We start from the raw sequence: 14,108 nt of genomic DNA on the forward strand, positions 1-14,108 counted from the left end.
CGTAATTTAGCGCGCGGGCGAGGATGCGCGCGGTGGTGGTCTTGCCGACCCCGCGCACGCCGGTCAGGATCCAGGCCTGCGGAATCCGCCCGGTTTCGAACGCGTTGGAGACGGTGCGAACCACCGCGTCCTGGCCGATCAAATCCTCGAAGCTGGAGGGGCGGTATTTCCGCGCCAGCACCCGATAGGGTTTTCCCGCCTGCGGCGGGCCGCCGAGATCGAAGCCGCCCTGATGGGTGCTGTCGGGAACGCCGGGGGCGGCATCGCTAGGGGATTTGGGGGGCGTGCCAGCGTCGCTCATCGATCGATCCGCAATTGAGTGTCTCTCGAAGCCGGCTTGCGGAAACGCAGGAGAATCAAGCGCAGGACGGGTCACCCCTTTTGGCGCGATTCGCAGGCAATAACAGGCAAAAAAACGAGTAGGAGACTGACGAGCGACCCGATCCGGACCTCGTTAGGGCTGCTTCCTTCCGGACCTGACCCGGTTGGCGAGTGGCTCGTCCACCGCCAATCTCCCGGTCCCTATTTGGGGCCAAAAGGGGCGGAAAGCAAGCGGGGCGGCAGGCCGTTTCCGGGGCTTGTGCAGAAACGCGGAAAGGCATTAGTTGCCGTCATGCCCCCCGACGTTCCCGCCTGGTCGCTGCATTCACGGCTCAAAGAGGACACCATCGACATCGGCGACCTGCCGCTGTGCCGGGTGCTTGTGATCAAGGATGCCCACTACCCGTGGCTGTTGCTGGTGCCGCGACGGCATGAGGCCAGCGAGATCATCGACCTCGACGAGGTCGAGCAGGGCCAGTTGATGACCGAGATTTCCCGCGTCGCACGCGCGCTGAAGGAAGTAACAAGATGCGACAAGCTGAATATCGCCGCTCTCGGCAACCTGGTGCCGCAACTGCACGTCCACGTCATCGCGCGCCGCGCCAGCGACGCGGCCTGGCCGCGTCCGGTCTGGGGAGTGATGCCGCCGCTCGCCCATGACGCCGAGGAAGTCCAGAATTTCATCAGCGCGCTTCGCCGCAAGATTTGGCTTGGTTAGGACATGACAGCATTCGAAAAATTTCCCTTAGGGAAGCCGGGTTTCGTCAGCAATATCCTCGATCGCGCCGCGCATTTGCGCGGCGACGATGCGAAGCTGCTGGCGCTGGAGGGCGAGAGCTCCTCCCGCGCCTATGTGGTGCATCGCGATTCGCTGGTGGTAGCGCAGGACGCAGATAGTCCGCGGGCGCTATTGACCATCGAGGAAGCGCTGAAATTCGGCGCCAACCCCGGGACGATCTTTTTGGGATTGCGCGAGGGCTCGGCGATCTTCGGCATGGGCATTTCGGCGGCTGCGGTGGAGGCCCTGTTGCCCCGCAACGACGTCAAGGTCAGCGAGTTGCGCGGCATGGCGATGCAGGGCGTGGTGCCGCCCGAGCAGCTGTCGGCGATCGCGATGGCGAAATCGATGGTCACCTGGCACCAGCGCCACGGCTTTTGTGCCAATTGCGGAACCCGCACCGCGATGAAGGAAGGCGGCTGGAAGCGCGACTGCCCGAACTGCAAGGCCGAGCATTTTCCGCGCACCGACCCGGTGGTGATCATGCTGGTGACCTCGGGCGACAAGGTGCTGCTGGGCCGGCAGAAGCAGTTCCTGCCGGGGATGTATTCCTGCCTCGCCGGCTTCGTCGAGGCCGCCGAGACCATCGAGGACGCGGTCCGCCGCGAGATCTTCGAGGAATCCGGGATCCGCTGCACCGACGTGACCTATTATATGACCCAGCCCTGGCCCTATCCGTCGTCGCTGATGATCGGCTGCACGGCGCGCGCCACCAATGAGGATATCGTGGTCGATCACTCCGAATTGGAAGACGCGCGCTGGTTCAGCCGCGCCGAGGCGACCCTGATGATCAAGCGGGAACATCCCGACGGGCTGGCTGGACCGCATCCCTTTGCCATTGCCCATCACCTGCTTGGCCGCTGGGTGCATGGGGGAAACAACGCGACCGCATAGCGGGGAACGGCTCATGGCCCAGTCCATTAATTCCGGACCGGGGTTCCGGCAGAAAGCGGAACCCGCATGACGGACTCCGACATGAACTTTCACGCCACCGCGCCGAAAATCCCGCCGCGCATCCTCTGCATCGGCATGCCCGTGCGCGACCTGACGTTCCGCGTGCCGGGCGTTCCGGCGCGCGGTTCCAAGGAGAATGCCACCCATTTCGACGAGATCTGCGGCGGCAATGCGCTCAACGCAGCGATCGGGATCGTGCGCCTTGGCGGCCGTGCCTCGATCTGCGGGCCGATGGGCGATTCCCGGGAGACCTCCAGCCGCTTCATCTTCGAACAGATGGCGCATGAGGGCATCGACACCCGTCACATCGTCCATATGCCAGGACTGGTGACCCCGATTTCGGCGATCATGATCGACCCCTCGGGCGAGCGCACCATCGTCACGTTCCGCGATCCCGAATTGTGGAAAGTCCACCTGCCCGATGCCGACGTCCTGCTCGACGACTGCCACGCGATCCTGACCGAGAGCCGCTGCGCGGAATTCTGTACCGAGTTGTGCGCGGAGGCTCGCCGGCGCGGGATTCCCGTGATCGTCGACGTCGACCGCGCAATGTCGCTGCGCGAGGGATTGCTCAACGCCTCCTCGCATCTGGTATTTTCCAGCGAGCCGCTTCAGGAGACCGCCGATGTCAGCGACGACGGCGAGGCGCTGAAGAAGATCGCCAAGCTCACGCCGTCGTTCCTGGCGGGCACCCGCGGCGCGCAAGGCACGATCTGGCTCGACGAGCATCAGAACCTGCAGCAGACCCCCGCCTTCCCGGTGCATACCGTGGACACACTCGGCGCCGGTGACGTGTTCCATGGCGCGTTCGCGCTGGCGATCACCGAAAAGCAGGAACTGCGGGAGGCGCTGCGGTTTGCCTCCGCCGCCGCAGCCCTGAAATGCACCCGTTTCGGTGGTGCCTTCGCCGCCCCGCAACGTGCTGAAGTTGAAGGGCTTTTGGGCCATGACCAAGCTGCCGGCGCAATCAGGCGTGGCTAATCGGGGCTTGTCATAGAAGAATTTTCTCTATATGAGGGTGATTAGCCCCATAAATGGAACAAAGTTCTTCCCATGACCGACCTCGCCGTTCAGCTCCATGAGCCCAATCGCCGCCTCGACGCCATCGACCGCAAGATCCTGACCGTGCTTCAGGAGGACGCTTCGCTCTCCGTCGCCGAGATCGGGGACCGGGTCGGGCTGTCCTCGACCCCGTGCTGGAAACGCATCCAGCGGCTGGAAGCCGACGGCGTGATCCTGCGCCGGGTGGCACTCGTCGACCAGAACAAGATCGGGCTCGGCATCACCGTCTTCGTCTCGGTCGAGAGCGCCGATCACTCGGAGGCGTGGCTGCGCAAATTCGCCGACGCCGTCAGCGCGATGCCGGAGGTGATGGAATTCTACCGGATGGCCGGTGACGTCGACTACATGCTGCGCGTCGTGGTCGCGGACATGCCGAGCTACGACGTGTTCTACAAGAAACTGATCGGCGCGGTGCCGCTGAAGAACGTCACCTCGCGGTTTGCGATGGAGAAGATCAAGTCGGTCACCGCACTGCCGGTGCCGGTGGCGGCCTGAAAGCTACCCCGCCCCTCTGCTGTCATCGCCCGCGAAAGCGGGCGATGACAAGTGAGGTTGTCATTGCGAGCGCAGCGAAGCAATCCATCGCGCAGCAAAAAGAAAGAAAGAGTAGATTGCTTCGTCGCAAGAGCTCCTCGCAACGACGTTGAGACATGACTTCACGATCTCGCCGCATGCTTTTTTGCGCGAGGTATTCTTTTATTCCCGCCCTCTCCAAATCAAAGGGCGCGGGAATGCCCGGCGCCCGATAGCCGCGCGTGCGATGGGTAGCAAAAAAATGCACATGCGTTGGTCAGGTCACACCGGAATCACCCGGCATTCCCCACGCATCGGCCTGGAGCGGGCACTTCCCGACAATTTCCGGTTGCAAAACCCGAGTGGCGGGGCATGTTGGACCGGCGCAACCCTGCCTGGCGGCAGGGCGAAGGCTCAGACAGGAGGAACTCGATGGCGGACCCCGCAGTATTTCCCAGGACCCAGCGCATCGGCATCTTTGTTTTCGACAAGTTCGAGCCGATCGATGTGTTCGGCTTCGTCGAGGCCTTTTCGATCGCGCGCTTCCCAGGCACCCACTATTTCGATCCGCCGCCATATCCCTTCGAGATCAGGCTGATCGGAAGGCACAAGGGCAATGTGAGGAGCATCAACGGCCCCTCGGTCGCGCCCGACTGGGATTTTGACCAGGCGTTGGCCGAGCCGCTCGACATGCTGATGGTCCCCGGCGGCGGCGGCACCTGGCCGCTGCTCGACGAGAAGACGTATCCGAAAGAGGTCGCGGATCTGTTCGAGTGGATGCATGCGATGGACAAGAGGGTGAGCATCATGGCCTCGGTCTGCACCGGCGCCGCTGTACTCGCCAGATGCGGCTTTCTCGACGGCCTGCCCGCCGCCACCAATCATTCCGCGTTCGACTGGGTGGCGGCCCAAGGCCCGAAGGTCAAGTGGGACAGGATCTCACGATGGGTTGACGCCGGCAAATACGTCACGTCCGCGGGCGTATCGGCCGGCACCGATATGGGCTTCTACCTGGTCTCGCGGCTGGCCAGCTATCCGGTTGCGGTCGAGGCCGTGATCGCGGCCGAGTATGACTGGCACCGCGATCCGCAGGCCCCGATCATCTATCCGCCGCTGCCGCCCTCCTGACTCGGCTCTGCGGCGCCCGACACTTCCCAGTTGCAAAAGCTGGCGGGCACGGCATGGTTGGCGCCGATGCCCGCGAAACTAAGCGACAAGCCGGATCCGCCCGCCGAGAAGCCGCATTATCACGGCCATCGGGAGCGGCTGCGCGAGCGATTTCGCAGCGCCGGTCCCGATGCGCTGAGCGACTACGAACTGCTGGAGATGGTGCTGTTCACCGCCCAGCCGCGCGGCGACATGAAGCCGGCCGCCAAGGATTTGCTCAAGAGGTTCGGCTCCTTCGCCGAAGTCGTGCACGCCCCGGAGCACCTGCTGCGCGAAGTCGATGGCATTGGAGAGGCCTCTGCAACCCAGCTCAAGCTGATCGCGGCGGCCGCCAGCCGCATCGCCAAGGGCCAGTTGAAACAACGCACGCTGCTATCGTCCTGGAACGACGTGATCGACTATTGCCGCACCTCGATGGCGTTCGCCGACAAGGAGCAGTTCCGCATCCTGTTCCTCGACAAGCGCAACCAGCTGATCGCGGACGAGGTGCAGCAGACCGGCACCGTCGACCACACCCCGGTCTACCCGCGCGAGGTGATCAAGCGCGCGCTGGAACTGTCCGCCACCGCGATCCTGCTGGTGCACAATCATCCCTCCGGCGACCCGACGCCCTCGCAGACCGATGTGCAGATGACCAAGGCGATCATCGACATCGCCCAGCCGCTGGGGATTTCGGTGCATGACCACATCATCGTGGGCAAGAACGGGCATGCGAGCCTGAAGGGATTGCGACTGATCTGAGTGCGGCTTCCAGTTCGGTGGCTTCATCCTTCGAGACGCCGCAAACGCGCGGCTCCTCGGGATGAGGTCTTCGATCCTCATGGTGAGGAGCGCGGCGAAGCCGCGCGTCTCGAACTACGAGGCTGCGGCACACGCCGTCATGATTCCGATCGAGTGGAATTGCCCCGTCGTCGCTATTGTCCCAGCCGCTGCAACTCAGCCCTTGCGGCGTTGTATTCGATGAATGTCTTCGGGCAGCTGCCCTCGGCATCCACCAGATACGGCCGGGCGGCGGCGCGGTCGCCTTTCAGAAGCTGCCATTCGCCGACATAGAACTGCGCCTCGCAGCGCTCCTCGGGCTTTTGCGCGGCATCGAGCACAGCCTGCGGATCGCGCCGCCCGAGAAACAGCTCGAACACCGGATAGGGCCAGTCCTGGTTCTTCAGACGCTGCATCGCGGGCTGGAGATCGGGCGCCGCCTGACCGCTGCGCGATTGCGCGAGATATCCGATCAGGCTCGGATACGGGTAGGGACTTGACGCCGCGACCCGCAACAGATCCGCCGCCGCGTCAGCAAAATCGCCCCGATAGAAGTGCAGGTAACCGCGCATGCCGAGCGTGTTGTTGTCCTGCGGATTGGTGGCGAGAACCTTGTCGTAGTCGGCGATCGCCGCATCGCTGTCGCCGTTTTTCTCGTAGGCCACGCCGCGGGCGAGATGGACGTCGGAATCGTTGTCGTTGATGGCGAGCGCGGCGCTGTAGTCCGAGATTGCGCTGGGGTAGTCGGCCTTGCCGTACCAGGCGTTGCCCCGGTTCCGGAAGGCGTTGGCATATCCTGGCGCGATCGTCACGGCCTTGCTGAAATCGGCGATGGCGGTGTCGTAGTCGCGCTTCTCCAGGTATTCGAGGCCGCGGTTGTTGTAGGCCAAGGCGAATTTCGGATCGAGGCGGATCGCGCTGTCATAGTCCACGAGCGCAAGGTCGCGCTTGCCGAGACTGTCATAGGCGATGCCGCGGCTGTTGTAGGCATCGGCAAAGTCGGGATTGATCCTGATGGCCTCGTCATAGTCCGATATTGCGCGGGTGTATTCGTGCTTGTCGTCCCGATAGGTCTTGCCGCGATTGATCCAGGCCATGAAAAATTTCGGGTTGAGCCGGATCGCCTCGTTGTAATCCTCGATCGCCCGGTCCGGCTCGCCCTTGCGGGTGTATGCGTTGCCACGGTTGTTGAAGGCGAGATCCAGCTTCGGATCGATCTTGATCGCCAAATCGTGATCGGCGATGGCGCGGTCCTCGTCGCGCTTGTCGTCATAGGCGCTGCCGCGGTTGGTGTAGGCGATCGCAAGGTCGCGGCCGGAATATTCGCCGGAGGAGATCATCGCCGAACATCCGGCGATCATCATGTCCGGCGTCGCGTGGTCGTCGCCATTGCACCAATCAAGGGCCTTTTCCGCAGTAACGGGAGCCGCCGGCGTAAATCCACCGCTGATCAAGGCGAGGGCTACGACCAATGCTCCGAAATACCGCCCCGCGCATTGAGATTTGGCGTCTTGCATGGCGTCCTCGACCGACCGCACTAACCTCTATCCGGGTGCAGTCGCGCCAGCACGCTTGCCGGTTCACTTCGTCCGGCTCGATCTCAGGTCAGATGTCGTTGTGCCCGCTATTGGGCGAGCGCGCCGCGTTGCTCCCATGGTCCCGGATTGAGAACCGCGCCATTGACTTTGCCGGCTGCGTCGCGGACGAAGGCGATCCGCGTGTGATCGCCACTCTCGACGTAGAATTCATCCTTTGAGCGAACCGCCACTGATGTCGGCTGGCCCTTGTCGAAATCGAGGATCGACCAGCCGCCCGTGGCTTCAACGACCAGCTTGCCATCCGCGACGCGGACTCGAAGCTGAACGCTGTGCGCGGGGACCGCCTCCCGGGCAAAGGCGACAACGAGCGGATCGCTCTGCTTCCCGCGGATGATCTTGAGCTTGATCGGGGCGTTGACCGGACCCGAAATCCGGCCAAAGGCCGCTTCCAGAGTCAGGCCCCCGGTCGACTTGTCGCCGATCGCCGTGATGAGATCTCCTGCCGTGACGCCCGCCCTCGCGGCGGGGCCTGCCTCGGCCGGTTTGATCACCCGGAGGCCACCGGTCTCCGCGACAACGGACTCAAGACCGGTCCAGCCCTTGCCGTCGGCGACCAATACCTGTCGGTCCAGCGAACTTGCCGACCCGCCGAAATCGTAGCGTCCGACGTAGTCGGTGAGCGCGGCGGTGTTCGATGGCCCCGACGCGGGCGGCGCGGGGGCTTCGGGAACCTTCAACGCCGCATAGGACAGACGACGGATGGCGTTGAAATAGAGGCCGTTATCTTCGTACTGCTGTCTCTGCGTCATCATGACCAGGATCAGCTTCTCAACGGGGTCGACCGAGAAAAACGTGCCCCAGCTTCCCTGCCAGTTGAAGCTGCCCACCGCGCCCGGGATGAAACTGAAATCCGGGTTGGTACGGATGGCGAAGCCGAGCCCCCAACCCGTCCCATAGGCTGGACCGGCTTCGTGTCCCGCGAGGTGCATGTCGGGCGGCAGCGAATTCGTGGTCATTAACCGCACCGTTTCCGGTTTCAAAATGCGCGCACCGTCAAGCTCACCGCCGTTGAGCAGCATCTGGCAGAAGCGCAGGAAATCGGGGACCGTTGAGACGATCCCTCCCCCACCCGAAAAGAACGTTTGCGGCCTGCCTACGTCCCCATCCGAAAGCGGTGCGGGCTGCGCGCCCGGCACGGCGACGAGACGGTCGAGTTTATCCGCCGGCACCGAGAAGCCGGTGTCGACCATATGCAGCGGCGCAAAGAGACGGCTTTGCAGAAACTGGTCGAAGCTCTCACCCGACACGACTTCGATGACACGTCCGAGAACATCGTAACCTATGGAATATTCCCAGACTTCGCCCGGCTGGTGCAGAAGCGGGAGTGTGCCGAGGTTTGCTACGAAGGAGGCGATGGGCTTGTCGCGCCGGAACGGCGCCCTGGCGCCGTAAAGCACGTGGATCGCCGTATTGCCAAATCCGGGATCTGCAAAGTAGGGCTGTGCATAGACGAGACCGGACGTGTTGCGCAGGAGATCCCGGATGGTCATCGCGCGCTTCGCAGGTTCGAGATTCAGGGGGAAGGCATCGACGATGGCGTCCCCGGTGGCCGGATCGGTCTTGACCACCTGCATATCCCTGAGTTCCGGCAGATACTTCGCCACGGGAGCGTCAAGTTCGAGCTTGCCTTCATCGACCAGCATCATGGTGGCGACGCTGGTGATCTGCTTGGACATCGAGCCGATGCGAAAGATCGAATCCGGCCGCATCGGAATTTTCCTGTCGTGGTCCGCAAAGCCGGTGGGCTTCAAATAGGCGAGCTTGCCGCCTCGGGCGATGCCAACGACAAATCCGGAGGGGTCGCCCTTTTCGCTATGCTCCTTGAACCAGGAGGTCATGCGCTCCAGCCGCCGCGCCGAAAAGCCTGTAATGTCCGGATCGCCGACGGTCTCTAAATCGTAGGCCCGCGCCACACCCGCCAGACAGAGCGTGAGAGCCGCCATGCATGATGCCTGGATGATCTTCATTGTAAGCCCTGTCCGCGTTGTCGTGGATCTGGTTGAGAAGGATTCGCGGATCACTCTGTCTGATTTTTTCGGTTCCTTCTCGCCGAATCCTGCAACCCGGCTGGCCGATTCCTCAACCCGACTGGCCTATTTTCAATCGGCTGTTTGCCGGGGATGCATTCCCGGCCATCGCGAGACGCCGGAATTCGGTGGGAGTTAGATCGGTCGCTGCCTTGAAGGCGCGGTTGAACGGCCCGATCGACTGGAAACCGGCGTCCAGGGCGATCGTCAGCACCGGCACCTCCACTTGTTCGGGGTCGGCCAGCGCCGCCTTGGCTTCCTCGATCCGGTAGCGATTGAGGAACGCATTGAAATTGCGATGACCGAGGCCTTCATTGATGAGCTGACGCAGCCGGTATTCCGGCACGCCGAGCTCGGCGGACAGCGAGCCGATGGTCAGTCCCTCGCGGCGATAGGCGCGCTCGACGGTCATCAGCTGTTCCAGCCGGCGCAAGAGAGCCGGTTCGATCGCGGCAGGCTTGCCCCGATCGGTCGATGCCACGGCGTGCGTGCCGCCGGGGGCGTCGCCTTTCGCCGGCAGCAGCATCGAGCCGTCGCGCGTTCCCGCCTCCAGCAGATTCCATGCGCTGAGGCCGACCAGCACGCACAGAGCGAGTGCGTTGGCGACGCTAGCCATGGAAAAAGTGCGGATCGAGGGCTGCTGCAAGAAGCTCAAGTAAGAGTTGAGAACGATTTGGGCCGACGCCCCGATCAGTACGACCAGCCGGAGCCGACGCCGGCCCTCCACCAGATCCGCCCGCCAGGTGAGAAGGGTCTGCGCCACCGCCAACAACGCCAGGCCGAGAAAGGTGAACGACAGCGTCCGGTCGATCGCCAGCTCGAGCGCGGCCGATCGTGTGATGCCGCTGGCCTCCAGCCATTGCGCGACGGCGACGACCGCCCACAAGGCCGCATGCCAGGGCCGCGGCACGAAATCGTCATCGAAGGCGGCACGCGCCCATAGCCAAAACACGACCGAGTTCGCGCTGGCCACCGCCAGCAGCAACAGGCCCCACCACGCAAATGGCCGCGGGAACGTCGGCGCCGAGCAGATCATCGAAGCCGCGGCGCCGATCGCGAGCGCAGCGCCGAGCTGCGCGGCCATGCTGTCGCGGCGATCGCGCAGCGCCAGGGCTGCAATCAGCAGGCACAATGCGACGACGGCGCCCCGCAGACCGAGATCGATCGACATCAGGCCGCTGCGGTCCACGATCGCCTATGCTCCATCGCCGCCCAACAAGTCGCAACCACGCGGGCTCGCTCATACGCTGGAAGCGCAGCCAATGTCGAGGGGAGATCATTCCGCCACAAGAGGGCCTCGGTCAGGCCTGTGCGCCGGAACCGTTCCGACTGGAAGGATAGACGCGTGTCGCGACGTACATCGCCAGCATGCCAAGCATGAAGCCGCCGAAGACGTGAAGCAGCGGATGGCCGGGGGTGGGGCCCCTGACGAAGTATCCGACCACGAAGATCGCCGCCCATACGACGACAACGCCGATCACGTAGGCGGTCAGCGTATTGAAGGATTTTGGCATCATGATTTGCTCCCGGCGTGTATGGAGTCGTCACCGGCGGCAGGCCGACCGGGCCATTTCGTCCGCTTGCGGGAAGAAAGGCGCAGCCGGTCCGCTGGTTCCGGCATCAGCCTATCACATTCTGGTTCGCCTTTACTCTGCTCGGCGCGCCCGGAGGCGGCGTGGTTCCGACAAAGTTCGGCCGCGCCGCATGCCGCTCGAAATAGGCGGTGAGATGGCTGGCCGCGGCGCCGGACGGATGTGCCGGGAAGCGCCGCTAGCCGGGGCTTGAACCCATAAAACCAAAGGCGCCGACGACCGTCCGCTTTGGTGCGCATGCGCATAACGGGTTCGAGTCGGACATCGCGCCAGGTCCGAAAGTGCCAATTTTAGACTCATGCGCCGTACCAAGCAGCGTCTCTATTCGATCACTTCTTCGGCTTGAACCAGCAGGTTTGCCGAAATGGTGATGCCCAGTGCCTTCGCGGTCTTGAGGTTGATCACCAATTCGAACTTTGTAGGTTGCTCAATCGGCAGATCGGCGGGCTTGGCCCCTCGCGCGAGACGATCGACATACTCGGCGGCACGCCGGTACATTGGGGTGAAGTTTGGTCCGTAGGACAGCAAACCGCCTACTTCCACACATTCGCGAAAGCAGAACATCGACACGACCCGATTTTGCAGCCCAAAGCGAGCGAGGCGTTCCCGATCTCGAAAAAACAAACCCGATGCCAATACAAAGACAGTTCTGCGATAGTCAGGGTTCGCCTGCGCGAGCGCTTTGTCATAGTCAAAAGGCGGGTCGCCTAGATCAAAGCCCGCGAGCCTCAAGCCCAGAGTTGTGGCGACGCTTTGCGCCGCCTCCCACTGGTCAAAGGCCGTTCGATCGTAGAACACAGTCAAGGCCTGCATCTCAGGAAATGCGTTCTTCAAGAGCTGCAGACGCTTCGCCGTAAGCTCAATCTGTTCTAGAAACAATCCGGTTACATTCCCGGTAGGCCTTGCCAGGCTCGTCACATAGCCATGGGCGAGCGGATCGTAATCAACTGCCACCATCACGATCGGCTTCGTGCGTGAAGTTGCGAGAGCCGACTTCAAGGAAATCTCAGGACCGGAAGCAACGATAATATCGACGCCGCGCGCGACGAGTTGCCGATAGTTCGGTTCGTATTCCTCAATCTTGGCCACATTCAGATAATCAAACGTGTAATTGTCGCCCTCCTGATAACCAAGCTCGCCCATACGCTGCTCGAAGGCCTTCCAAAGGGGCGACGATTTCGGTTGGGTGCTAGCCGTCCCCACACGCAGCATCTTCTCCGCCTGCTGCGCACGCACAGCGTTCGGCCATGCTGCGGCCGCGCCGCCAACTAGCGCGATGAACTCGCGGCGTCTCATGTACCCCCTTTGGGAACGGGCCTCGTCCGATGCTAAAGCCTAGCACTTTGCGACCGCCAGGTGAGGGAGAAATTGCGGACAATCGACCTCTGACCGGTCAGGTCCCGATGTCGGGGTTGGGTTATTCGCGTCGATTTAGAGCGTTTTCGAGCGAAGCGGTCACCGGTTCGCGTGAAGAAAACGCGTCAAAACAAGAATCTAGAGCCCCGTTTCGATTCCATCGAAACGGAAAAGACTCTGGGTGCGTCGGCGTCATGCCCGGTTGGGCGACATTCTCGGAAATGCCGGTTGTCCGATTGAAAGCGTCGGCCTGGATGTGATTCAAGCGCCCATCGGAGGCCCGAACCATCCGGCATGAAGTCATGGATTTTAAATGGGCTGCTCGCGGCCAACTATCTGGCCTTCATCGAACTCGCATCCATCCGCATTTGGCGGGTATTAAATCCGCGCCCTAGTTCGGCGTGGTCCGCCGCGGCGGCCCAATCGGCGGAACGGTGCGCGCGAAGCACGGCCGCGCGGCGTGGGCGTCGTAATAGGCGGAGAGATGAGGCGCGCCGGCGAACGCCTCGCCGCCCTCCGGCGTCCGCCGGATGTAAAACAGGATCGGCAGCAGGTTGATGTCGGCGAAGCTGAACTCGCCGCCGACGAGATAACCGGTCGCGGCGACCGCGCGATCGAGGATGCCGAGTTGCTTGCGCACATCAGGCATCACGGCCTCGATCGCCGCGCGATCGGGCGTTCCATCCGGCCCCTTCGGGACGATATAGGCGAACAGATAGGTGCGGATCAGGGTGCGGTCGACCGAGGTATTGACGAACGAGACCCATTGCTCGGTCAGCGCCGCAAGGTGCGGATCGGAGGGGAACACCGAAGGACCCGGAAAACGGCGATCGAGATAGGTGGCGATCGCCTTGGATTCGAACAACTCGACCTCGCCGTGGCGCAACACCGGCATCTTGCCCAGCGGATGGATGGCGGCGATCTCGGGGGCGCCCAGCAGCCGCTCGGTCAGCACGTGATCGATGCCCTTCTCCTCGCACACCATGCGCACCACGCGGGTATAGGTCGACCGCTGCGAACCGATGATCTCGGGCTTTGGCATGGCGCATCTCCACAACACTTAACCATTCTGTTAAGTATCGGATTGCGGCTACACTGTCAATGCCGTCGCGATGGTCTCAAGGCTCGATCCAGCGCTGCACGGCGGCCACGGTGTCCGCCGGATTGGTGTTGAAGCAGATGCAGGCTGTGGGCGCGAGCCGGTGAATGAGGTTGATGATCTTTTCGAACAACAGCAATTGCGGCGCGGGCAGCCGCAAGCCGGCGCCGATGACGACGCAGTCGAATGGCTTGGCCTTGAGCGCCGCCGCCGTCACCTGTTCGGCGGTCTCGCCGAGATCGATCAGGCAGATCTCCGCATCGAAGCCGAGCGCATGCAGCTGCTCGATCTGCGCGTGGACATAGGCCCGCACGCGGTCGGGATTGAGTTCCGGCGCCGCCGTGAAATCCGCCAGCGCCGGCTCGATGCCGATCGCGAGCACGCTCTTTTTCGCCATGGTGGCCGCTCCACCGCCGATTACGCGCGAGCGCGGGATGGTCGAGGCGAGGTGCCGTCAGGTCGGCTTGCCGGACCGTTCCTCTTCCAGCGTCACCGCGACAGCCGCATTGGCCGACAACCGCACTTTCTGGCCCTCGACGCCGGCGACCAGCCCGAGTTCGACGAAATGGTGATGGCCCTTGTGGTGGCCTTCGCCGCTGTCGGCCCTGGTGAGCTTGATCCGGCCGCCTTCGACGCGGTCGACGGTGCCGATGTGAACGCCGTCGGCGCCGATCACTTCCATATGTGGCTTGATATTCATTGCGGAATCTCTCCCTCCCACGTGTTGTTTTCGCTGCAGCAGTTCATCGCGCTGCCGGGTCAGCCGTTCGAGTTGCGCCTCCTGGTCGGCGATCCGCTGGGCGTTCAACTCCTCGGTCGCGCCCCCGGAATAGGCGGCGGCTTGATCTTCCAGCTCGGTGAGGTTCTCCCTGAGCGCCGAGA

At 63.0% G+C, this 14,108-nt stretch carries 14 protein-coding genes, 1 other RNA gene and 1 pseudogene; 6 read left to right on the forward strand and 10 right to left on the reverse strand.

Translation table 11 applies throughout. The features are described from left to right. Together VK804_RS23690 and ffs are read right to left on the reverse strand one after the other, a co-directional pair. Positions 1-301 (reverse strand): annotated as a pseudogene (locus VK804_RS23690) (DNA polymerase III subunit gamma/tau); the annotation flags it as partial. A 118-nt stretch (positions 302-419) separates the two neighbouring features. Continuing rightward, positions 420-516: signal recognition particle sRNA small type (ffs, locus tag VK804_RS23695), an RNA gene on the reverse strand. A gap of 97 nt (positions 517-613) precedes the next feature. Between ffs and VK804_RS23700 the strand changes: the two genes are divergently transcribed. From VK804_RS23700 to radC, 6 genes are all read left to right on the forward strand, one after another. Further along, on the forward strand, positions 614-1,039 hold the full coding sequence (locus VK804_RS23700; protein WP_325374750.1) for an HIT family protein: 426 nt from the start codon (positions 614-616) through the stop codon (positions 1,037-1,039). 3 nt (positions 1,040-1,042) lie between these two features. Beyond that, positions 1,043-1,993, forward strand: a complete 951-nt coding sequence (nudC, locus tag VK804_RS23705) for an NAD(+) diphosphatase (RefSeq protein WP_325374751.1) — start codon at positions 1,043-1,045, stop codon at positions 1,991-1,993. Between the two features lie 81 nt (positions 1,994-2,074). After that, entirely contained in the window at positions 2,075-3,034 is a 960-nt protein-coding gene (locus VK804_RS23710) for a sugar kinase (protein ID WP_325374827.1), read from the forward strand. Positions 3,035-3,106: 72 nt separating this feature from the next. After that, positions 3,107-3,610: an Lrp/AsnC family transcriptional regulator gene (locus tag VK804_RS23715; protein ID WP_325374752.1), complete on the forward strand. Its 504-nt coding sequence runs from the start codon at positions 3,107-3,109 to the stop codon at positions 3,608-3,610. A gap of 450 nt (positions 3,611-4,060) precedes the next feature. Beyond that, complete coding sequence (locus tag VK804_RS23720) at positions 4,061-4,756, forward strand: DJ-1/PfpI family protein (RefSeq protein WP_325374754.1); 696 nt, start codon at positions 4,061-4,063, stop codon at positions 4,754-4,756. A gap of 66 nt (positions 4,757-4,822) precedes the next feature. After that, positions 4,823-5,536 carry a RadC family protein gene (gene radC, locus VK804_RS23725; protein ID WP_325374755.1) on the forward strand — a complete coding sequence of 238 codons (714 nt, stop codon included), beginning with the start codon at positions 4,823-4,825 and terminating at the stop codon, positions 5,534-5,536. A gap of 173 nt (positions 5,537-5,709) precedes the next feature. Here the strand turns inward: radC and VK804_RS23730 are convergent, their stop codons facing one another. From VK804_RS23730 to VK804_RS23765, 8 genes are all read right to left on the reverse strand, one after another. Next, entirely contained in the window at positions 5,710-7,071 is a 1,362-nt protein-coding gene (locus VK804_RS23730) for a tetratricopeptide repeat protein (protein ID WP_325374756.1), read from the reverse strand. A gap of 107 nt (positions 7,072-7,178) precedes the next feature. After that, positions 7,179-9,119 carry a serine hydrolase gene (locus VK804_RS23735; RefSeq protein WP_325374758.1) on the reverse strand — a complete coding sequence of 647 codons (1,941 nt, stop codon included), beginning with the start codon at positions 9,117-9,119 and terminating at the stop codon, positions 7,179-7,181. A 112-nt stretch (positions 9,120-9,231) separates the two neighbouring features. Next, entirely contained in the window at positions 9,232-10,368 is a 1,137-nt protein-coding gene (locus VK804_RS23740; RefSeq protein ID WP_325374760.1) for an AraC family transcriptional regulator, read from the reverse strand. Between the two features lie 112 nt (positions 10,369-10,480). Continuing rightward, positions 10,481-10,696: a hypothetical protein gene (locus VK804_RS23745; protein WP_325374762.1), complete on the reverse strand. Its 216-nt coding sequence runs from the start codon at positions 10,694-10,696 to the stop codon at positions 10,481-10,483. Between the two features lie 396 nt (positions 10,697-11,092). Next, positions 11,093-12,067 (reverse strand): ABC transporter substrate-binding protein, encoded by a 975-nt coding sequence (locus tag VK804_RS23750; protein ID WP_325374764.1) that lies wholly within the window; start codon positions 12,065-12,067, stop codon positions 11,093-11,095. A gap of 451 nt (positions 12,068-12,518) precedes the next feature. Further along, positions 12,519-13,169, reverse strand: a complete 651-nt coding sequence (locus VK804_RS23755; RefSeq protein WP_325374766.1) for a glutathione S-transferase family protein — start codon at positions 13,167-13,169, stop codon at positions 12,519-12,521. 76 nt (positions 13,170-13,245) lie between these two features. Next, positions 13,246-13,623 carry a hypothetical protein gene (locus VK804_RS23760; protein WP_325374768.1) on the reverse strand — a complete coding sequence of 126 codons (378 nt, stop codon included), beginning with the start codon at positions 13,621-13,623 and terminating at the stop codon, positions 13,246-13,248. A gap of 57 nt (positions 13,624-13,680) precedes the next feature. Then, positions 13,681-13,926, reverse strand: a complete 246-nt coding sequence (locus VK804_RS23765) for a DUF2171 domain-containing protein (protein WP_325374829.1) — start codon at positions 13,924-13,926, stop codon at positions 13,681-13,683. Between the last annotated feature and the right edge of the window lie 182 nt (positions 13,927-14,108).

This window comes from Bradyrhizobium sp. (assembly GCF_035484855.1).
Lineage (GTDB): Bacteria > Pseudomonadota > Alphaproteobacteria > Rhizobiales > Xanthobacteraceae > Bradyrhizobium.